18 protein-coding genes are annotated in these 18,828 nt (G+C 63.6%); 11 read left to right on the top strand and 7 right to left on the bottom strand.

Going from position 1 to position 18,828, the window contains the following annotated elements; all coding sequences use genetic code 11:
* Positions 1-70: 70 nt before the first annotated feature.
* From F7Q96_RS04005 to F7Q96_RS03995, 3 genes are all read right to left on the bottom strand, one after another.
* Positions 71-1,669 carry a SulP family inorganic anion transporter gene (locus tag F7Q96_RS04005; protein WP_151022158.1) on the bottom strand — a complete coding sequence of 533 codons (1,599 nt, stop codon included), beginning with the start codon at positions 1,667-1,669 and terminating at the stop codon, positions 71-73.
* Between the two features lie 35 nt (positions 1,670-1,704).
* Positions 1,705-2,337: a carbonic anhydrase gene (locus F7Q96_RS04000; protein WP_053821282.1), complete on the bottom strand. Its 633-nt coding sequence runs from the start codon at positions 2,335-2,337 to the stop codon at positions 1,705-1,707.
* A 249-nt stretch (positions 2,338-2,586) separates the two neighbouring features.
* Positions 2,587-3,195, bottom strand: a complete 609-nt coding sequence (locus tag F7Q96_RS03995) for a LysE/ArgO family amino acid transporter (protein ID WP_082371408.1) — start codon at positions 3,193-3,195, stop codon at positions 2,587-2,589.
* A gap of 93 nt (positions 3,196-3,288) precedes the next feature.
* On the opposite strand from F7Q96_RS03995, the gene F7Q96_RS03990 reads away from it, so the two are divergent.
* On the top strand, positions 3,289-4,242 hold the full coding sequence (locus tag F7Q96_RS03990; RefSeq protein WP_315904135.1) for a LysR family transcriptional regulator ArgP: 954 nt from the start codon (positions 3,289-3,291) through the stop codon (positions 4,240-4,242).
* Positions 4,243-4,345: 103 nt separating this feature from the next.
* Here F7Q96_RS03990 and F7Q96_RS03985 read toward each other — a convergent pair whose 3' ends face one another.
* Complete coding sequence (locus F7Q96_RS03985; protein WP_053821283.1) at positions 4,346-4,924, bottom strand: flavin reductase family protein; 579 nt, start codon at positions 4,922-4,924, stop codon at positions 4,346-4,348.
* A 585-nt stretch (positions 4,925-5,509) separates the two neighbouring features.
* On the opposite strand from F7Q96_RS03985, the gene F7Q96_RS03980 reads away from it, so the two are divergent.
* Both F7Q96_RS03980 and F7Q96_RS03975 read left to right on the top strand, forming a co-directional pair.
* Positions 5,510-6,634 (top strand): Fic family protein, encoded by a 1,125-nt coding sequence (locus F7Q96_RS03980; protein ID WP_150084181.1) that lies wholly within the window; start codon positions 5,510-5,512, stop codon positions 6,632-6,634.
* Between the two features lie 83 nt (positions 6,635-6,717).
* Complete coding sequence (locus tag F7Q96_RS03975; RefSeq protein ID WP_041357364.1) at positions 6,718-6,930, top strand: helix-turn-helix transcriptional regulator; 213 nt, start codon at positions 6,718-6,720, stop codon at positions 6,928-6,930.
* 172 nt (positions 6,931-7,102) lie between these two features.
* On the opposite strand, the gene F7Q96_RS03970 is transcribed toward F7Q96_RS03975, so the two are convergent.
* Positions 7,103-7,288: a hypothetical protein gene (locus tag F7Q96_RS03970; RefSeq protein WP_037031229.1), complete on the bottom strand. Its 186-nt coding sequence runs from the start codon at positions 7,286-7,288 to the stop codon at positions 7,103-7,105.
* Positions 7,289-7,354: 66 nt separating this feature from the next.
* Complete coding sequence (locus tag F7Q96_RS03965; protein ID WP_150084180.1) at positions 7,355-8,368, bottom strand: GlxA family transcriptional regulator; 1,014 nt, start codon at positions 8,366-8,368, stop codon at positions 7,355-7,357.
* A gap of 66 nt (positions 8,369-8,434) precedes the next feature.
* Between F7Q96_RS03965 and F7Q96_RS03960 the strand changes: the two genes are divergently transcribed.
* Positions 8,435-8,737 (top strand): putative quinol monooxygenase, encoded by a 303-nt coding sequence (locus tag F7Q96_RS03960; RefSeq protein ID WP_003291558.1) that lies wholly within the window; start codon positions 8,435-8,437, stop codon positions 8,735-8,737.
* A 604-nt stretch (positions 8,738-9,341) separates the two neighbouring features.
* On the opposite strand, the gene F7Q96_RS03955 is transcribed toward F7Q96_RS03960, so the two are convergent.
* Positions 9,342-9,851: a hypothetical protein gene (locus F7Q96_RS03955; RefSeq protein WP_011479400.1), complete on the bottom strand. Its 510-nt coding sequence runs from the start codon at positions 9,849-9,851 to the stop codon at positions 9,342-9,344.
* A gap of 87 nt (positions 9,852-9,938) precedes the next feature.
* Here F7Q96_RS03955 and F7Q96_RS03950 point away from each other — a divergent pair, with 87 nt between their 5' ends.
* From F7Q96_RS03950 to F7Q96_RS03920, 7 genes are all read left to right on the top strand, one after another.
* Positions 9,939-11,780 (top strand): N-6 DNA methylase, encoded by a 1,842-nt coding sequence (locus F7Q96_RS03950; RefSeq protein ID WP_151022156.1) that lies wholly within the window; start codon positions 9,939-9,941, stop codon positions 11,778-11,780.
* Entirely contained in the window at positions 11,780-13,003 is a 1,224-nt protein-coding gene (locus F7Q96_RS03945) for a restriction endonuclease subunit S (protein WP_151022154.1), read from the top strand. The genes F7Q96_RS03950 and F7Q96_RS03945 overlap by 1 nt, the downstream gene beginning before the upstream one ends.
* A complete protein-coding gene (locus F7Q96_RS03940; RefSeq protein WP_151022152.1) occupies positions 13,000-15,942 on the top strand; it encodes a type I restriction endonuclease subunit R in 2,943 nt (980 codons plus the stop codon). Before F7Q96_RS03945 ends, F7Q96_RS03940 begins: the two co-directional genes overlap by 4 nt.
* Positions 15,939-16,301 (top strand): M48 metallopeptidase family protein, encoded by a 363-nt coding sequence (locus F7Q96_RS03935; protein WP_011479396.1) that lies wholly within the window; start codon positions 15,939-15,941, stop codon positions 16,299-16,301. The genes F7Q96_RS03940 and F7Q96_RS03935 overlap by 4 nt, the downstream gene beginning before the upstream one ends.
* A 28-nt stretch (positions 16,302-16,329) precedes the next feature.
* Positions 16,330-17,682, top strand: coding sequence for a phospholipase D family protein (locus F7Q96_RS27560; protein ID WP_150084177.1), 1,353 nt, complete (start codon positions 16,330-16,332; stop codon positions 17,680-17,682).
* Between the two features lie 227 nt (positions 17,683-17,909).
* Entirely contained in the window at positions 17,910-18,191 is a 282-nt protein-coding gene (locus F7Q96_RS03925) for a helix-turn-helix transcriptional regulator (RefSeq protein ID WP_011479394.1), read from the top strand.
* 32 nt (positions 18,192-18,223) lie between these two features.
* Entirely contained in the window at positions 18,224-18,793 is a 570-nt protein-coding gene (locus F7Q96_RS03920) for an Hsp20/alpha crystallin family protein (RefSeq protein WP_053821286.1), read from the top strand.
* The last annotated feature ends 35 nt before the right edge of the window (positions 18,794-18,828 follow it).

Below are 18,828 nucleotides of genomic sequence, written 5' to 3'. Positions count from 1 at the left end.
GTTGATTTGCCGGTGGTTGACTGACCGGCCGCCCGCCCGCTCGCCGCCCGCGTCGCAACGCGGGCGGCCGCTACGACCCGGCGGCGGCCAATGCCCTCGGCACGCGCGACGCCGGCCCCGGCGTGCGCAGCGTGACATCGATGCCCGCCACCCGCGCGGCGCGCTGGAAGTCGGTCAGCGTTTCCTCGATATCGTGGTCGATGCGCTCGCAACGGGTGGCATCGATGATCAGCTTGCCGCCCGCTTCGACCTTCGCCAGATGGCGCCGCAGCTGCGCCTTGTGGAAGAACGACACGTCCTTGTGCAGCCGTAGCAGATAGCAGTCCTCGTAGCGCGTCAGCGAGATCGCGCTTTGCGCGTGATGGCGCAGCGTGAAGGCAATCCCCACCGCCATGCCGATGGCGATGCCGAACAGCAGGTCGGTGGCCAGGATCGCCGCGATCGTGACGACGAACGGCAGCGCCTGCGCGGGGCCCTTGCGCCAGGCCTCGACGAACAGCGCGGGCTTGGCCAGCTTGTAGCCCACGTGCAGCAGGATGGCCGACAGCGCCGCCAGCGGAATCCAGCGCAGCAGATCCGATAGGAACAGCACGCTCGCCAGCAGCAGCACGCCATGCACGACCGCCGACACCTTGGTGCGTCCGCCCGCGCTGATATTGGCCGAGCTGCGCACGATCACCGCGGTCAGCGGCAGCGCGCCAAGCAGGCCCGCCACGATATTGCCGACGCCCTGCGCGTACAGCTCGCGGTTGGGCGGCGCCACGCGGCGCATCGGATCGAGCTTGTCGACCGCCTCCAGACTCAACAGCGTTTCCAGGCTCGCGACGATCGCCAGCGTCAGTGCGACCACATAGAGATCCGGATTGCCCAGCGCCGAGAAGTCCGGGCGCGCCAGTTCGGCCAGCAGCGAAGCCGGGCCGTCGATGGCCGGCAGCTGCACCAGATGATCGGGCGCCAGCGCGGCATCGGGGCTCGCATGCATCGCGAAGCGCTGGTACAGCACGCCCCACAGCACCGCCAGCAGCGGCGCGGGCAGCGCGCGCAGCGCCCGGCGTTGCCGGATGAAATCGGTATCCCAGAGCACCAGGATTGCCAGTGCCACCGCGGCCACCGTCAGATTGCTGCCGGACACCATGCCGAGCGCCTGCTGTGCGGCCTCGGCCAGGCCGGCCTCGTCGACCAGCCGGCTGTCCAGCGGCGCGGACGGAGGCAGGCCCAGCGCGACCGGCAATTGCTTGATGATCAGCAGCAGGCCGATCGCGGCCAGCATGCCCTTGATCACCGCGGACGGCACCAGCGCCGCGATATCGCCGGCGCGCAGCCATGCGAAGACGATCTGCAGCACGCCGGCCAGCATCACGGCGACCAGGAAGGCCGAAAAGCTGCCGAGCGTCGCGATCGCGCCGACGACGATCACGACGAGGCCGGCCGCGGGACCGCTGACGCTCAGCTGCGAGCCGCTCAGCATGGCGACCACCACGCCGCCGATCACGCCGGCCAGCAGGCCGGACAGCAACGGTGCGCCGGAGGCCAGCGCGATGCCGAGGCACAGCGGCAGCGCAACGAGGAACACCACCACGCCGGCCGGGATATCGCGGCCGAGGTGGCGCAGATAGGCGTCGCGCGAGGAGGGGATGGAAACGGTTGAGGTAGGGGGCGCCGAGTTCATTGGGTGGAGGCTTCCAGTGGTCCAGGTCGATGGGGTCAGGCGGCCAGCGGTTCCAGGTCCGCTGCCGCTTCCGTGCCGTCCAGGCACAGCCGCTCCTCGAGCAGACCTGTTTCCAGCGAGTAGATCCATGCATGCAGGCGCAGCGCGCGGCCGCTGTCCCACACATTGCGGACCAGCGGCATCTCGGCCAGCTTGCGTACCTGCGCGATCGCATTGAGTTCGACCAGGCGCGCGGTGCGGGCGTCGTCGCCATCGAGACGGTCGAGCTCGGCGCAATGCGCGCGATAGACCTGCCGGATCTCGTCCAGCCGCGCATCGACATGCGGCAGCTCCGGAACGCGCGCCAGCGACGCGCGTACGCCGCCGCAGCCCTGATGCCCACAGACGATGACGTTGCCGACGCGCAGCACTTCCAGCGCGTACTGCAGCACGCTCATCAGGTTGGGGTCGTCCTCGCACACCAGGTTGGCGATGTTCCGGTGCACGAACAGATCGCCCGGCTCGGCATTGGTGATCAGCTCCGCGGGCACGCGGCTGTCCGAACAGCCGATCCACAGCACGTCCGGCGCCTGGCGCACGGCCAGGCGCTTGAAGCGTTCGGGATCGCGTGACAACACTTCGGTGGCCCAGGCGCGGTTCTCGAGCATCAGGCGTTTGGCGACTTCCATGGTGGCTCCTTGCTGGCGGACGGTTGGAACGGGACGGCCGCCGCGGCCGCGTGCACGGCGCCAGCGCTGGCAACCAGGCGCGGCGTCAGTGCGGAATCCGCTAGCGCACTGCATCAGTGCATCGCGATCGCGGTGCCGTACGGCGGAACAACTCTTCGTCCGGCCGCGGCAAAACTCAGTTCCGTGTTACATCGCACAAATTTGTGCAATGCAGAATTCGGCCGCATTGAAGCCGCGCGAGCGTCCTGCTTAGCCCAGTACCAGCGTCACGGCCAGACCGATCATCACCGCCGCGATCGCGCCGTCGAGACAGCGCCATGCCAGTGGGCGGCGGAACAGCGGCGCCAGCAGTCCGGCGCCATAGGCGAGCGCGAGAAACCACGACAGGCTGGCCAGCGCGGCGCCGATGCCGAAGATCCAGCGGCCATCGCGGCCATGCTGGCTGGCCAGCGCGCCGAGCAGCACCACGGTATCGAGATAGACGTGCGGGTTCAGGAAGGTGAAGGCGAGGCAGGTTGCCAGCGCCGTCGCCAGCGGCAACGGCGCCGCGGCCTGCAGCTCGACCTTGCCGGCATCGAGCGCGCGGCGCGCGGCCATCAGGCCATAGACCGCCAGGAAGGCCGCGCCGCCATAGCGCGTCAGCGTCAGCCAGCCAGGATGCGCGTGCAGCAGCGCCCCGAGGCCGGCGATGCCGACGCCGATCAGCAGCGCATCCGACATCGCGCACAGCAGCGCTACCGGCAGACGGTGCTGGCGACGGATGCCGAGCCGCAGCACGAAGGCGTTCTGCGCGCCGATCGGAATGATCAGCGCCAGGCTGGAGAGGAAGCCGGCCATCAACGGCATGTCGATCTTCATCGGGGGAGCGGGCACGAGTGGGAAGGTCGTCAGCCTAGCTTTGCCACGGTCAAAAGAAAAACTAAACTTCCTTGTCCTGGATTAGAAACGCTAATGATGAAGATCGACAACGGCCAATTGGCCGCCTTTGCCGCCGTGCTGCAGGAGGGAAGCTTCGAGGCCGCTGCGCGGCGCCTGCATGTCACACCATCGGCGATCAGCCAACGGATGCGCCAGCTCGAGGAGCGGCTCGGCCAGGTGCTGCTGCAACGAGGCAGCCCCTGCCAGCCGACCGCGGCCGGCCGCACGCTGGCGCGCTACACCGAGCAACTGGCGCTGCTCGAAGCGGAAACGCTGGCCGAACTTGGCGATGTCGACGGCAACGGCCTGCGAGGCACGGGCGGGGTGCCGCTGCGGGTGCCGCTGGCCGTCAACGCCGATTCGCTCGACAGCTGGTTTCCCGCCAGCTTCGACGCCTTGCCGGCCGAGCCGGCGATGGTCTTCGATCTGCGCGTCGAGGACCAGGACCATTCGGCGACGCTGTTGCGCGAAGGCGTGGTGATGGCGGCGGTCAGCGCCAGCGCCGAGCCGGTGCAGGGCTGCACGGTCGAACCGCTCGGCATCATGCGTTATCTCGCCGTGGCCTCGCCGCAGTTGATCGCGCAGGCGTTTGCCAAGGGCGTCAACGCCTCCAGCCTGTCGCGCACGCCGATGCTGGCCTTCAATCGCAAGGATGCGCTGCAGGCGCGCTTTATCGCGCTGCTGATCGGGCCCGATGCCGAGCAGCCGATGCCGCCGATTCACTACGTGCCCTCGACCGCCGGCTTCGTCGCGTTTGCCCAGCGCGGGCTCGGCTGGGGCATGATGCCCGAGCCCTTCGTGCGCGAGCCGCTGGCGCACGGGACGCTCGCCGAATTTGCGCCGCGCCGGCATCTGGACGTGCCCTTGTACTGGCACCGATGGCGGCTGCGCTCGCCGGCGCTCGACGCCGTCACGCGCGCGGTGCGGCAGGCGGCGGCAGTGTCGTTGCGGCCGTTGCAGCCGTTGCGGGCGGGTAGAAAGCGCTGAACGATCGAAGTCGCGTTCGGCTCAGGCCAGGGGCTGATCTTTGGATCAGCCGATCGGCTTCGCGGTGATCACGATCGAGCTTGGGTTGGGCGCAGGGTTTGGATCAACCGATCGGCTTGGCGACGATCGTCGAGGACGAACGCACGAAATTGCCGCCGCCCAGATGATGGATCGTGTGCAGGGCCTCGTTGCCCGCATCGAACTTCCACCGGCCATTGGCGAACACGCGCGGATCCGCGGCCGCGGCCACGACCTCGCCGAAGCAGGTGTCGTAGGCATCCTCGGTATGCGCCTCCGGAATCAGCCGGCACTCCATCCACGCGCTGCAGCCCGCTTCGATCAGCGGCAGACCGAGCTCAGGGCCGGTGATGGCCGCGATGCCGAACTGCGCGAACTTGTCGACGTCGCGGCCCGTGGCGCTGCCTACGGCGTACGTCATGTCGATCGCAGCGGCGCCCGGAATGCAGATGCCAAAGCTGCCGCTGGCCGCGACCAGCTCGCGCGTGAAGGTGCGTTTGTCGATCACGATCGCAATGCGCGGCGGCGTGAACTCGACCGGCATCGACCAGGCGGCGGCCATCACGTTGCGGCGGGCGCCGTCGCTGCTGGTGATCAGCACCGTCGGGCCATGGTTGATCAGACGGCTGGCGTATTGCAGGGGGACGGGTTGGAAGGCGGTCATCGGTTGGATTCGGCAGAAAAGGAATTGGGACGCGCTGCCGCGATCATGCCATCGGTCCGGCGCAAACGCTGACTGGCAGAGGGGAACGCCGTCTCCGACACGGCTTGAGTTCCGGTGCGCGCGTCGAATCGGCCGCGGCCGGGCAAACAAAAACCCGCGCAGCTGACGCCGTCGCGGGTTTGAGGACATCTGCCGGATGTCGTCGGGTGGAATACTGGTGGTGGGATGGTACCCCGTATCAAACGACTATTGAAAGTACGGAATCGAAGCGCTGCGGGTTGCTGCGAACCAGTGCGAACTCGATCGAAAAGCCAGTCGGTACGCCCTTCGGCAGTGGACGATCAAGCAGGTTTTTCGGACTGATTGGTAGTCGGAATACGGCCTCAACCTCGTCTGCTTTCCGTGGCCAGTTCAATTCTCGAAACGGGAACTGAACCCGCGTCCGTTGCCACAGCCAATAACACACCCATTTACACCCATTCCTGGGGCAAGGCGATCCGTCATGCGGCGAATGGTGACCAAATTCACCGCACAATGCGCGGCGATTGACTTGCGCGAGCGGAGATTGCAGCCCATAATCTCCGCATGAATAGCGGCGAATACAAATACATCTGGCAGGCCAGTGACTGGCCAAACTGGCGCTTCGACCTGGCGGCGCTGGCCGAGCCCATGGCTGAGGTCAGTCGTGCCCAAGGGCTCTTGATGGGGCGTCTGGCTGACGTCGGCATGGCCTTGCGTGACCAAGCGAGTCTCGCGGCGCTCACCGAGGACGTAGTCAAGACCAGCGAGATCGAAGGCGAGCAGCTCAACGTTGAATCCGTGCGCTCGTCCATCGCCCGCAGGTTGGGCGTTGACATCGGCGCGCTCGCTCCGGTCGATCGGCATGTCGAAGGCGTGGTCGAGATGGTGCTTGATGCCACCGCCAACTGCCAGGCACTGGTGTCGCGTGAGCGTCTGTTCGGCTGGCATGCCGCACTGTTTCCTACCGGCTATTCTGGGCTCTCCAAGATCAACGTCGGCGGCTGGCGCGACGATGCCACCGGCCCGATGCAGGTGGTGTCCGGACCCATCGGCCGCCAGCGGGTGCATTTCGAAGCACCGCCGGCCGATCGCCTCGAGACCGAAACCAGCCGCTTCCTCGACTGGCTGAATGGCACATCAAACGAACCGCCACTGCTCAAGGCAGGCCTTGGCCATCTGTGGTTCGTCACTCTGCATCCATTCGATGATGGCAATGGCCGTATCGCCCGGGCCATTGGCGATCTGATGCTGGCGCGTGCCGATGGCAGCCCGCAACGCTTCTACAGTTTGTCGGCGCAGATCCAGCGCGAACGCAAGGCTTACTACGACATCCTGGAGAGGACGCAGAAGCGGTCGATGGATGTCACCGAGTGGCTTGCCTGGTTCCTCGACACGCTTCATCGCGCCGTCGACCAGGCCCAGCACACGCTGGACGCTGTCCTGACGAAAGCGCGGTTCTGGCAGCGCTGGGCGACGACCCCGTTGAACGAGCGGCAGGTGAAATTGCTGAGCAAGCTGCTCGATGGTTTCGAGGGCAAGCTCACCAGCAGCAAGTGGGCGGCCATCGCCAAATGCTCGCCGGACACGGCACTGCGCGACATCAACGATCTGCTGACGCGGGGCGTGCTGCGCAAATCGGATGCCGGCGGGCGTAGCACCAGCTACGAGCTGAATGATCTGCCCGAGTAGCGGCACTTCCTGGAATTGCCTTGGCTCGCGGCCGGAACAGCGCCTTCATGGACTCCTGCCAACTCGTTCGGACGGAGACCAAGATGGAAGTCGCTCACCTCAATCAAAAACAACTCGCTGCCCGCTGGAGTATCAGTGAGGCCACCCTTGAGCGCTGGCGCAGCGCGGGGATCGGCCCCAAGTTTCTGAAGCTCTGCGGGCGCGTGCTCTACCGGCAGGCCGACATTGAGGCATACGAGGAGTCGTGCCTGGCGACCTCGACCAAGACCGTGGTGGCCCAGGTCAGTGTCAGCTGAGAAATGTTCCGATTCGTCGGTAGATATCGACAAGTACCGACGATTTGCAACGTCGGCGGCACCGCCGGCCATCTGGGCGATTCAGTCGCCGGAAACGGGCATCAAACTCGTCTGCGATGGGATGTCGGTTCAATTCCCAAACCCTGAATCGAACCCGTGTCCGCACGGTAGTTCAAACGGTGGGCTCGGCGGCTGCGTCATTGTCGGCGGCGGGGTCGGTGAGCCGCCGAATCGTCAGTGCACAGCGTTGCTCAATCAAGGTATTGATTTGCTCAACCACGACATTGCCAGCAAAACTTTGTCCGGGGTCAAACTGGAGCTTGCGCGCCGTGGCGGGCAGTAGTTTTGTCAGGTCCAAATGCGCCGTTTGGCCTGCGTCAGTTTCCCGGCGGTCTCCAGCCGTACATACACCAAACGCTTCTGGTCATCCACCGCGTCGCAACTCCCTGACACCCCGGCCCAGCTTGCGGCGCAACAGGGCCCGCAGGGTCACCCCATCCGAGTACCCGACCTGTGCGGCGACTTGGTCGACGCTCGCGTTTCCGGTGCGCAAGAGATGCACGGCATGCTCCACGCGCAGGTCCTGGAAATACGACAGCGGTGTCTTGCCCAAAACGCTTTGCAGCCGCCGCGCCAAGGTGCGCTCGCTTGTGCCCACGGCGCTGGCCGCCTCGGCCAGCGAGAACCCCTTCGCGAGCTGACTTCTGGCCCAGCACTCGAAGCGCTCCACCATCGGGTCGGCATGTGCAAGGTGGTCGGGAATCACGAACTCGGCTTGCGAACTGCGTGCCTCGACCAGCAGATAGCGTGCCACCAGGGCCGCCAGCGCTGGACTGCGCCCCCGGATGATGCGCAAGGCCAGGTCGACGTGGGCCAAAGCGGCACCCGCGGTGGTGAAGCGTGTCGAGTTCACGATCATGCGTGATTCGTCCAGCTTGACGTTCGGATAGCGCTGCCGAAACATCGGCCCCAGCCACCATGACGTCGTCGCACGATGCCCATCAAGCAGGCCACTCTCTGCAAGCAAGAAACTACCGGAGCAAGCGGCACCAAGGTGCGCGCCAGCGGTGGACCACTGCTGTAGCGCCGCGACCGCGTCGAGCACATCGGGGCGTGTGAGACGAGCCGAGAGCGTGTCAGGCATCTTGTCTCCAAACGCGGGCACGAGCACGACGTCTGGTTCGGGCACACCATGCGCAGGGACCACGGGGACCGTCAAGCCTTGCGCAGTTCGGATGCAACGCCGCACGCCCACCAGCGTGAGCTCTATGTGCGCGGGAGTCTGTGGCAGCGAGCCCGCCATCGCATTGGCTAAGCCCACTGTGTCAGTGAGCGCCGCAAGCCCCAGATCAAACACGCCATCACAAACAAGGAGGTGGAGTTTCATGGCAATAATGATATCAATGTTGTCATTATTGCCTATAGAGATGTCTGTCATGAAGACTTAGACTGCAGTCTCTTCGATCCCTTCACCCACTTTTCCATTTACCCAAAGGAATACAGCATGACCAAGCTCGCCCTGTTTGTTCGCCTCGAAGCTAAACCCGGCCAGGAGGCTGCGCTTGCCGACTTCCTGGCCAGCGCACTGCCGCTCGCCAACGCCGAGTCCGGCACCACTGCCTGGTTCGCATTGAAGTTTGGCCCTTCGACGTTTGGTGTGTTCGATGCCTTTGCCGATGAGGCAGGTCGCCAGGCACATCTGAACGGCCAGATCGCCGCGGCCTTGATCGCCAACGCAGCGACCTTGCTCAGTTCTCCGCCCAATATCGAGAAGGTCGAACTGCTTGCAGCCAAACTGCCTGCATGACAACTCGACCTTGACCCAATCAGGTCATGCTGCAGGATGGGGTCACACGGCCCTACGCAGCGTCCCCCTCCAATTGCACTTGCCCAGGGAGCTACCTTCCACAGCGATTGGGGGGGCGATATTGCAGCCAGAACTTCCAAGCTGCGTCAGCAAGCAGGGGCAACATTAGGGCGAGCTGAGATGTTCCGATTCGTCGGGTAGTTATCGAGAAGTACCGACTGTTTGCAACGTGTCGGTCCCGAGAGCCGTCTGGACGAGCCAGATTTCTGGCCCATTGGAAGTCCGCAGTCCGCAAGCGCGGATCGATCGAGCGATTTGTTGAAAATCAACGCCCTAGCATCAGGCCGTGCGGGCTGGTGAGGGTTCCTGCGGGTTCATGCGGAAAGATTCGAACTCCTGCGGGGTCTGGGTGGGATGGAACCCTGCGCCAAACCTGTGTAACTCAGCGCCTTAGAACCGCTGCGAACTCCTGCGGAAAGGTGCGGAATCCAGCCCCAACTGCCAACAATCCTACCAGTTCTGCCCGGCCGGGGTCACCAGACAAGTGCATCGTGCAGGACGCCAGTTCGATTCCCGTTTGCGGAATTGAACCCGCGTCCGCAGATCAGTCAGATGACCACAGTCGGTCATCATCCTGGGTCGCCGCCCAGAAGTCATCGAACAGCGCCAGCTTGGCTTCGTTGGCTGTCGGGTATGTCCTCGGACCGAATCGGTCCCCGATCTTGAAGCCCCAGCGCTTCGTCTTCGTCGGATAGACCACCAGGTTGTAGCCTTCGAGGTTGAGGAAGCTGTTCCCCTTGGCGGAGACCCGCCACTTGCGCTGCAGCCAGCGGGTCCGGCGCGCCGCCCGGTTACGCAGCCTTGCCTCGCGGCGCCTCGGTCCCTCGTAGTCGTCGCTCATCTTCCCGGCGCAGACACACCCGACGTCGAAGTGCTCGTCCAGATCCGGATGCTCCATGATGTGGACGTAGCGGATCTTCTCGTTGCCGCACATCTGGCAGGTGGCGTAATCGGTTTCGTCTGCCGGACCGCCATCGGCTCGCAAGTCGACGACGTCAACGCACGTCCACCCCTTGTGAGGCACGCCAGCCGTGTCCCATCGGTTCCCGCTCATGCCTGATCTCCTATTCCGGAGGCGGTGGTGCACCCCATCGCCAAATTCTGCTTGACAAGTAAGCAGAATATAACAAACATAGCAGACATGACAAAACAAAACGATTTTCCAGCGATACTCCGCGCCACCCGTGCGGCCCTCAACCTGACTCAGGAGCAGCTCGCCGAGCGCCTGGGTGTCTCCTTTGCCACGGTCAACCGATGGGAAGGCGGCGGTAATAAGCCCCAGCGTGCCGCGCAGGAGACCATCCTCGCGCTGGCGCGAGAGGCCGGGGTCGAGGGTGCTGAAAGCCCCCGGCCTGCTGAAGCAGCTGCTCAGGTGACCCGGCGTCGCACTGGGCGGGTGGCGGTTGCGCCCACCACCAAGCCGATGGAGCAGATGCTCTGGGACGCCGCCTGCTCGATCCGGGGCGAAAAGGATGCGGCCAAGTTCAAGGATTACCTGCTGCCGCTGCTCTTCCTTAAGCGGTTGTCCGACGTTTTTGACGACGAGATCGAGCGGCTGGCCGAGGAGTATGGCGACCGAGCCACCGCCCTGGAGATTGCCGAGTCGGACCACTCGCTGCTGCGTTTCTACCTTCCACCGGAGGCCCGTTGGGCGGTGATCAGCGGGCGTGAATCGTTCGACTGGCCGCTCGATGACCGTGGTCGTCCGACCGCGCCCCGGGACATCGGCGAGCACCTGACCAAAGCAGTGCGCGCCGTGGTCAAGCAGAACCCGACGCTCTCCGGCGTGATCGACGTGGTGGATTTCGCCGCCGAGCGCAACGGCGAGCGGGACATCAACCCGGCCAAGCTGCGCGGCGTGGTCGAAACCTTCTCTGACCCGCGCTATCGCCTCGGCCTCGCCGACGTGCAGCCCGACTTCCTTGGCCGCGCCTACGAATACCTGCTGCGCAAGTTCGCCGAAGGCTCCGGCCAGAGTGCGGGCGAGTTCTTCACGCCGACTGAGGTCGGCTTCTTGATGGCGCACATCCTGCGGCCCAAGCCCGGTGAGACCTGCCACGACTACGCCTGCGGCTCGGCGGGGCTGCTGATCAAGCTCCAGCTCGTCGCCCGCGAACTCGACCCCACCAGCCGCGTGCCGCTCAAGCTTTCGGGCCAGGAGCTACAGGCCGAGAGTTACGCCGTGGCGCAGATGAACGCCATCATCCACGACATGGAGGTGGAGCTGGCGCGCGGCGACACCATGATCAACCCCAAGTTTCGCGAGGCCAGCGGCAAGATTCGCGGGCACGACATCGTGGTGGCCAACCCCATGTGGAATCAGCCGTTCGCGGCGGACCTGTTCGCCAACGATCCGTTCGACCGCTTCCGCACAGCGGGTGGCATCACCAGCGGCAAGGGAGACTGGGCCTGGCTGCAGCATACGCTGGCCTGCATGAACGACCACGGGCGCGCCGCGGTGGTGCTGGACACCGGTGCCGTCACGCGCGGTTCCGGCTCCAAGAACGAGGACAAGGAACGCACCATCCGCAAATGGTTCGTCGAGCAGGATTTGATCGACGGCGTGATCCTGCTGCCGGAGAACCTCTTCTACAACACCACCGCCGCCGGCGTCATCGTCGTGCTCTCCAGGCGCAAGCCCGCCGCGCGCAAGGGCAAGATCGTCCTGCTCAACGCCAGTCGCCGCTTCAAGAAGGGCCGGCCCAAGAACTACCTGCCCGAGGAAGACCTGCGGCCACTCGCCGCAATTTACGTCAAGGGGGAGCCGGTCGAGGGCGAGCTCGCTGTTATCACACGGCAACAGGCAGAGGAAGCCGATTACAACCTGAGTCCGAGCCGTTGGGTTGGGCAGAACGACGGCGCGGAAGTAGGATCGGTGCCGCAACTGATTCAAGCCCTTGAAGGACTCAACGCGCAGGAAACGGCCCTTACTGCCGATCTCCTGAGACTGCTTCGCCCGCTGGCGAAAACGGAGAACATGTGATGAGCCAGCTGTGGGATACCGCTTCCGTAGCGGATTGCCTGGTTCCGGTGTCGACTGCGGGTAGAACAAAGATCCAGACGCGCGACTACAAGCCGGCCGGTCGCTTTCCGGTAATCGATCAAGGGCAGGAGCAGATTGCCGGCTGGACGGATGACGAAAGTGCCGTGATCGATTCACCGCTCCCGTTGATCGTTTTTGGCGATCACACGCGCGCTTTTAAGTTCGTGGACCGCCCCTTCGCTCGTGGCGCAGACGGCACGCAACTGCTGCGGCCCAAGGCGAGCATCGATCCGTTGTTCTTCTTCTATGCCTGCCGTGCCATTGACCTGCCCGCACGTGGCTATAACCGGCACTTCACTGTCCTCAAGGAAAAGGAATTGTCCTATCCAGTGAACGCGAACGAACAGCAGTCTGTGGCTGGCGTTCTTCACAAGGCGGAATTGGCGCTGCAGCAGCAGACGACGCTGCTCGGTAATCTGCAGGAACTCAAACGTGCCGCCATGCGTGAACTGTTCACGCGTGGCCTGCGCGGCGAGGCGCAGAAGGAAACCGAGATCGGGCTGGTGCCGGAGAGTTGGGAGCTTGCCCCGATTGGCGCGCATCACGCAGTCGTTTCCGGCGGCACGCCGTCGCGTGGCAATCCTGCGTTCTGGTCGGGCGGCACGATTCCCTGGGCCAAGACCACGGAAGTGGACTACTGCGTCATCACCGAAACCGAAGAACACATCACACCACTTGGCCTTGAAAGCTCGGCCGCCAAGATGCTACCCGCTGGCACGTTGCTGATGGCGATGTACGGACAAGGCATCACTCGAGGTAAGGTCGCGATCCTGGGTATTGAGGCGACCTGCAATCAAGCCTGCGCAGCCATCACGCCGAAAGACGATGCCGTGTTGCCGCGCTATCTGTACCACTTCCTCACTTGGCGCTATGAGGCCATTCGCTCTCTCGCCCACGGTGGACAGCAGCAGAACCTCAATCTCGAAATCGTCCGTGACTTGCCTGTGGTGTATCCACAGTCGAAGGACGAGCAAGACGAAATCGTCACCATCCTCGACGCTATCGACCGCAAGATTGACCTGCACCGGGCGAAGCGTGAAGTCTTGGAGGAACTCTTCGAATCTCTGCTGCGCAAACTGATGACTGGCGAGATAGCCGTATCGGATCTGGATCTGTCGGCGCTGTCCCCGGCCTCGACGCAACACGAGGAGGCCACGGCATGAGTACGCTCAAGATCAGCGAAGCGGGCACAGTGCAGTTCCCGATGGTCAAGCACGCGGTGGAGATCGGCTGGACGTCGATTACGCCGGAGGACGCACGCACTAAGCGCGGCGGCGAGGCGGGCACCTTCTTCCGCGACGTGCTGGAAGCCAAGCTTGCCGCGTTCAACCCCTGGATGTCCGCTGACGCAGTGCGCTCGGTGGTGGAAACCCTGGACGCGCTGCCGGCCACCATCGAGGGTAACCGCGAGCTGCTGGCCTGGCTGCGCGGCGAACGCCAGTGGTACGACGAGACCGAGAAGCGCCATCGACCAGTGACGGTGATCGACTTCGAGCACGTGGTGGATAACGTCTTCCATGTGACCTGGGAGTGGAAGATCAAGCCGCCCGCGCGCAAGGGCAACCGGGCCGACGTGATGTTCGTCGTCAACGGCGTGCCGGTGGTCATCGTCGAGCACAAGAACCCGAAGGACGGCGACGCCATCGAACGCGCGATCAAGCAATTGCGCCGCTACGAGCTGGAAACGCCGGAGCTGCTGGCGACGACCCAGCTGTTCAACGTGACGCACCTGCTCGATTACTGGTACGGCGTGACCTGGAACGCCAACCGGCGCGACATGGCGCGCTGGAAACAGGCGCCGGAGGAAACCTACCGCTTTGCGGTGCAAGCCTTCTTCGAGCCGACCGACTTCCTGCGCACGCTGCAGCACTGGATCTTGTTCTACGTGCAGGATGGCGAGACACGCAAGTCTGTGCTGCGCCAGCACCAGCGGCGCGCCATCGACGCCATCCTGGACCGCTGCGCCGACCCGGCCAAGACACGCGGCTTGGTGTGGCACACCCAGGGATCGGGCAAGACCTTCACGCTGCTGACGGCGGCGCGTCAGATCCTTGAGGACAAGGCGCGTTACGCCAATGCGACCGTGATCCTGGTGGTGGACCGCACCGAACTGGAAGGCCAGTTGAAAGGCTGGGTGGAGCGCCTGCTGGGCGAGATGCAGCAGCAGGACATCGCGGTCGAGAGGGCCAACAACAAGGCCAAACTGCAGTCCCTGCTGGATGCCGACTTCCGTGGCCTGATCATCTCGATGATCCACAAGTTCGAGGCTATCCGCAAAGACAGCTGCCTGCGCGACAACGTTTACGTGTTCATCGACGAGGCGCACCGGTCGGTGGCCAAGGATCTCGGCACCTACCTGATGGCCGCCGTGCCAAAGGCCACGATCATCGGTTTCACCGGTACGCCCATCGCGCGCACTTCGCAGGGCGAAGGCACCTTCAAGATCTTCGGCACGCAGGATGAGCTGGGCTACCTGGACAAGTACTCCATCGCCGAGAGCATCGCCGACGAGACCACGCTGCCCATCAAGCACGTGATGGCGCCGAGCGAGATGACGGTGCCGGCCGAACGGCTGGACAAGGAGTTCTTCGCGCTGGCCGAGAGCGAGGGCGTGACCGATGTCGAGGAACTGAACAAGGTGCTCGACCGCGCGGTCGGCCTGCGCACCTTCCTCACGGCCGACGACCGGATCGAGAAGGTTTCGGCCTTCATCGCCGAGCACTTCAAGGAGAACGTGCTGCCCTTGGGCTACAAGGCCTTCGTGGTGGCGGTGAACCGCGAGGCCTGTGCCAAGTACAAGAAGGCGCTGGACAAGCATCTGCCACCCGAGTGGAGCGCGCCGGTCTACACCGAGAACTCCGCCGATGTGGTGGATCGGCCGCTGGTGGCCGAGTTGCAGCTCTCAGACGACGCCGAAGAGCAGGTGCGCTTGCTGTTCAAGAAGCCCACCGAGAACCCGAAGATCCTGATCGTCACTGACAAGCTACTCACGGGCTACGACGCGCCGCCGCTTTACTGCTTGTACCTCGACAAGCCGATGCGCGACCATGTCCTGCTGCAGTCGATTGCACGGGTGAACCGGCCTTATGTAGACGCGAACGGTGTGCAGAAGCGCGTCGGCTTGGTGGTCGACTTTGTCGGTGTGCTGCGCGAGCTAAAAAAGGCGCTGCAGTTCGATTCCAGCGACGTCAGCGGCGTGATTGAGGACCTCGACGTGCTGCTGCAGGACTTCCTGCAACGCATCGAGCAGGCCAAGAAGGACTACCTGGAGTCAGACGCCGGCGGCACCCCCGACGAGCGGCTGGAGCGCCTGGTGTTCGGACGCTTCCTGACGCCCGAGGCGCGTAAGACCTTCTTCGAGAGCTACAAGGAGGTCGAGGCGCTGTGGGAGATCCTCTCGCCCGACCCGGCGCTGCGTGACCACATCGCGACCTACAAGCAGCTCAGTCAGCTATATGCGGCCGTGCGCAATGCTTACGCCGAAAAAGTCGGGTTCGTGGCTGACCTGGCCTACAAGACGCGGCGTCTGATCGAGGAAAGCGCCGAGCAACATGGTCTTGGACGATTGACCAAGACCGTGACCTTTGATGTGGCGACCCTGAAGTCATTGCGCAGTGAGGATGGGACCGATGAGGGCAAAGTGTTCAACCTTGTGCGCGGTCTGCAGCACGAGATTGACGAGGACCCTGCCGCAGCACCGGTGCTGCAACCGCTGAAAGATCGTGCCGAGCGCATCCTGAAGGATCTGGAAGAGCGCAAGACGACCGGTCTGGCGGCGATGGACCAACTGGCGGCGTTGGCTGCCGAGAAGGAAGCGGCCATGAAGGCGGCGCGCGACAGCGGCCTGTCTGCTCGTGCCTTTGCAGTCGCCTGGGTACTGCGTGAGGATGCGGCCGTCAAGGCAGCGGGCATCGACCCCATGACACTGGCCAAGGATGCCGAAGAGTTGCTCGGGCGTTTCCCGAATGCCTCGGTCAACGCCGACGAGCAGCGACGGCTCCGTGCGTCGCTCTACAAGCCCCTCCTCGCGCTGGCGCAGGACGAGCGGGCACGGGTCGTCGATCTCGTTGTGCGTTTGCTGCTCACGGAGGGTGGCGAATGAAATCGTCCCTGTACCCGGCGCAGGACTTGCGACGCCGCGCACTGGCCTGGGCGGTCAAGTTGAAGGTGAATCCCCGCGTGGTTCGGGTGCAGGAGATGCGCAGGAAGTGGGGTTCCTGTTCATCGGCGGGAACCGTCACCTTGGCCACTGACTTGCTCGACCAGGATGAGCCTTTCCAGGATTACGTCATCGTTCATGAACTGCTTCATCTGCGTTACGCGAACCACGGGAGGATGTTCAAGGCGCTGATGAGTGCACATGTCCCGGGTTGGCGCACGATCGAGCAACGCCAGATAGGCGATGCAGATGGCGCATCCGTTGAGCGGCTCTCCCGCAAACCGAGCGGTCATGCCCGATGACGATGCAATAACAAAAGGATCTGCTGCAATGCGCTTCATCGCCGGCCCGCTCAACAAACAACTGCTACAAAACCTGCTGGGCGAGGTGATTGAATCCTGCACGCGCGTTCGCGCGGCCGTCGCTTACGCCAGCCGCGACAACATGAAGTTGTTCGAGGCCTGCGCGCAGCACCTGAAGCCCCTGGAGTTCTTTGGCCGCTACGACCACACGGTGGCTGTCGATCCCGCCGTGTTGAAGTGGTTTCTCGACAAGGCCAGCCCGAACTACGACTGCAAGCTCGTGCCCGACATCCTGCACGCCAAGATCATCTGGTGGGTGGATGCCGGTGCCTACATCGGGTCTGCCAACCTGTCTGACCGGGCCTGGATATCGAACATCGAAGCGGGCACCTTTCTGCCCCACGACGAACTCGTCGAAACGGGTATGGAGCGTGAGCTGCAGCGCTTCTTTGAGGAAGTGGATGACCGTGCCCGGCCTCTGACCAAGGAGATCTACCAGGAGCAGCTGCGCTTGGCGGACCGGCGGTCTGAGTTGTCGAAGCGCGAATACGGACTTGAGCAGCAGTTCGACAAGGACCGCTTGCTGCCGAAGAACCACGGTCTGGTGTTTGTCGACACGAAGCGATCGTCTGAGAAGCGCTTCCAGAAGTTCGAGCAGGATTGGAACGACACGCTGCAGGTGATGCGATCGATCGCATCCAGGGTTTCGGCGCCCGGCGCCAAACCGGGCTGGATTGATGCGTCGGTGGCCCCCGGCGTTCAAGCGGATCAGTTCCTGCACGCCTATTACTACAAGCAGGTCAAGGATGGAAACCGTCATCCTTACGAGGAGTTCTTCGACAGGAACTCGAAGAACCCTGAGCTGGCGCTGCGCGACGCGCTGGAGTGGTGGCATGACGCCGACTTCGACCACTCGTTTGAAGAACGCACCATTTACGAGTGGTCGCCCCGGCTGCGTGAGCTGCTGGCACGCGATCGCATTCTCAAATTGACCGAGCAGGAGTTCGTGGATGCCGTTTCCCGGGTGCACGCGATCCGAGACCACGCCATCAAGCAGGAAAACGAGCACTTAGGCTTGCCCGACCGACCGCAGGCCGGCGACGACAAGGTGGAAAAGTTCGGCGAGTGGCTCTGGCGGCAGCGATCTCGCGAAGGGCGGACGGTGCTTGAGCTGTTGAACTACGTCGTCTGGGGCAACGGAAGTGTTTCAGCCCGGCTCTGGAACGCGATCCGCAGCGACGACTGGGCAATTCCACACATTGGTCTGAGCAGCCTCGGGGAAATTGTCGGCTGGGCGCGCCCAGACGAGTATCCACCAAGGAACATGCGGACGAGCAAGGGGCTGCGGGCGCTCGGTTACAACGTGAGGATCGGTGTTTGATCTGCGGCCGTGGGCGGCGCCCGCAAGGTCCCGATCAACCCACCGTCCCCTGCGCCGGACCGGCCCGCCCTGGCATACCGTCCTTGAAGATTTGAGTCACATCAATCGGCCAGCAGGTCGCTGGATGTAGACTCTTGACTTTCGGCATGTTAGGCGCAATATCTTGCAAAGTCTTGCAAGAATTTCCTCGAGCGAGGCCGCGTGACGACGGAACTTGTGGGGGTGGTATGACAGCGCGCCAGCAGGCGATCTTCACACTCGACGAGTTGGCTACCTACTTAAAGGTCGGCAAGCGGACGCTTTACCGGCTCGCCGCGCACGGGGAAATTCCGGCCTTCAAGCTCGGCGGGACGTGGCGGTTTCGTCAAAGTGAAATCGATCAATGGATCAATGATCAGATCCAAGCAGGCAGAAAGAAGGAGGTGATACGCACAGATGAGCAGCCGAAGTCAGCGAAACATCCCGTGTTGCCTGGGCGCGCTATCCATAGCCGCAGGCAAACGGATTGAGTGAGTCTTCAATTGATTTCTGGAGGTATGACATGGACATTGATTTCAAGAAATTGGCTCCCTGGAACTGGTTCAAAAAGGAGCAGGAAGAACAACAGAGCACTGTCTCGCTGCCGGTGCAGCGCAATGACCTGCCGGTGGCGGGTGGGCCCGTCAGTCCCATCCTGCAATTGCATCGCGAGATCGATCGCCTGTTCGACGACGCGTTTCGAGGCTTCGGTTTCCCGACGCTGGCCATGCCACGCTGGCCGTCGGAGTGGCCGGGCCTGCTGAAACCGGCGCTGGACATCCAGGAGACCGACAAGCAGTACAAGATTTCTTTGGAGGTTCCCGGCGTCGAGGAAAAGGACATTCAGATCACGCTCGATAACGACGTGCTGCTGGTGCGCGGTGAAAAGCGTCAGGAGCAGGAAACGAAAGACGGCGGTTTCCATCGGGTGGAGCGCTCCTACGGCAGCTTTCAGCGCGCTCTGAACCTGCCGGCCGATGCCAACCAGGACACGATCAAGGCCGCTTTCAAGAACGGCGTGCTCACGATCACGATGGAAAAGCGCGAGGCCAGTACGCCCCAGCAGGGGCGCTCGATCCCGATCAACGGCTGACGCGGGGCAGCGCGTTTTTCTCAAAAACCACAAAG

This window comes from Cupriavidus gilardii, from assembly GCF_008801915.1.
In the GTDB taxonomy this organism is placed as follows: domain Bacteria; phylum Pseudomonadota; class Gammaproteobacteria; order Burkholderiales; family Burkholderiaceae; genus Cupriavidus; species Cupriavidus gilardii.
Note: the sequence above shows the minus strand (reverse complement) of the source record. Positions and strands in the feature narration are given on the sequence as shown.

Bases quoted from the DNA above. Each gene is read 5' to 3' on its own strand.
- F7Q96_RS04005 (WP_151022158.1), bottom strand. From the start codon at position 1,669: ATGAACTCGGCGCCCCCTACCTCAACCGTTTCCATCCCCTCCTCGCGC.
- F7Q96_RS04000 (WP_053821282.1), bottom strand. From the start codon at position 2,337: ATGGAAGTCGCCAAACGCCTGATGCTCGAGAACCGCGCCTGGGCCACC.
- F7Q96_RS03995 (WP_082371408.1), bottom strand. From the start codon at position 3,195: ATGAAGATCGACATGCCGTTGATGGCCGGCTTCCTCTCCAGCCTGGCG.
- F7Q96_RS03990 (WP_315904135.1), top strand. From the start codon at position 3,289: ATGATGAAGATCGACAACGGCCAATTGGCCGCCTTTGCCGCCGTGCTG.
- F7Q96_RS03985 (WP_053821283.1), bottom strand. From the start codon at position 4,924: ATGACCGCCTTCCAACCCGTCCCCCTGCAATACGCCAGCCGTCTGATC.
- F7Q96_RS03980 (WP_150084181.1), top strand. From the start codon at position 5,510: ATGAATAGCGGCGAATACAAATACATCTGGCAGGCCAGTGACTGGCCA.
- F7Q96_RS03975 (WP_041357364.1), top strand. From the start codon at position 6,718: ATGGAAGTCGCTCACCTCAATCAAAAACAACTCGCTGCCCGCTGGAGT.
- F7Q96_RS03965 (WP_150084180.1), bottom strand. From the start codon at position 8,368: ATGACAGACATCTCTATAGGCAATAATGACAACATTGATATCATTATT.
- F7Q96_RS03960 (WP_003291558.1), top strand. From the start codon at position 8,435: ATGACCAAGCTCGCCCTGTTTGTTCGCCTCGAAGCTAAACCCGGCCAG.
- F7Q96_RS03955 (WP_011479400.1), bottom strand. From the start codon at position 9,851: ATGAGCGGGAACCGATGGGACACGGCTGGCGTGCCTCACAAGGGGTGG.
- F7Q96_RS03950 (WP_151022156.1), top strand. From the start codon at position 9,939: ATGACAAAACAAAACGATTTTCCAGCGATACTCCGCGCCACCCGTGCG.
- F7Q96_RS03945 (WP_151022154.1), top strand. From the start codon at position 11,780: ATGAGCCAGCTGTGGGATACCGCTTCCGTAGCGGATTGCCTGGTTCCG.
- F7Q96_RS03940 (WP_151022152.1), top strand. From the start codon at position 13,000: ATGAGTACGCTCAAGATCAGCGAAGCGGGCACAGTGCAGTTCCCGATG.
- F7Q96_RS03935 (WP_011479396.1), top strand. From the start codon at position 15,939: ATGAAATCGTCCCTGTACCCGGCGCAGGACTTGCGACGCCGCGCACTG.
- F7Q96_RS27560 (WP_150084177.1), top strand. From the start codon at position 16,330: ATGCGCTTCATCGCCGGCCCGCTCAACAAACAACTGCTACAAAACCTG.
- F7Q96_RS03925 (WP_011479394.1), top strand. From the start codon at position 17,910: ATGACAGCGCGCCAGCAGGCGATCTTCACACTCGACGAGTTGGCTACC.
- F7Q96_RS03920 (WP_053821286.1), top strand. From the start codon at position 18,224: ATGGACATTGATTTCAAGAAATTGGCTCCCTGGAACTGGTTCAAAAAG.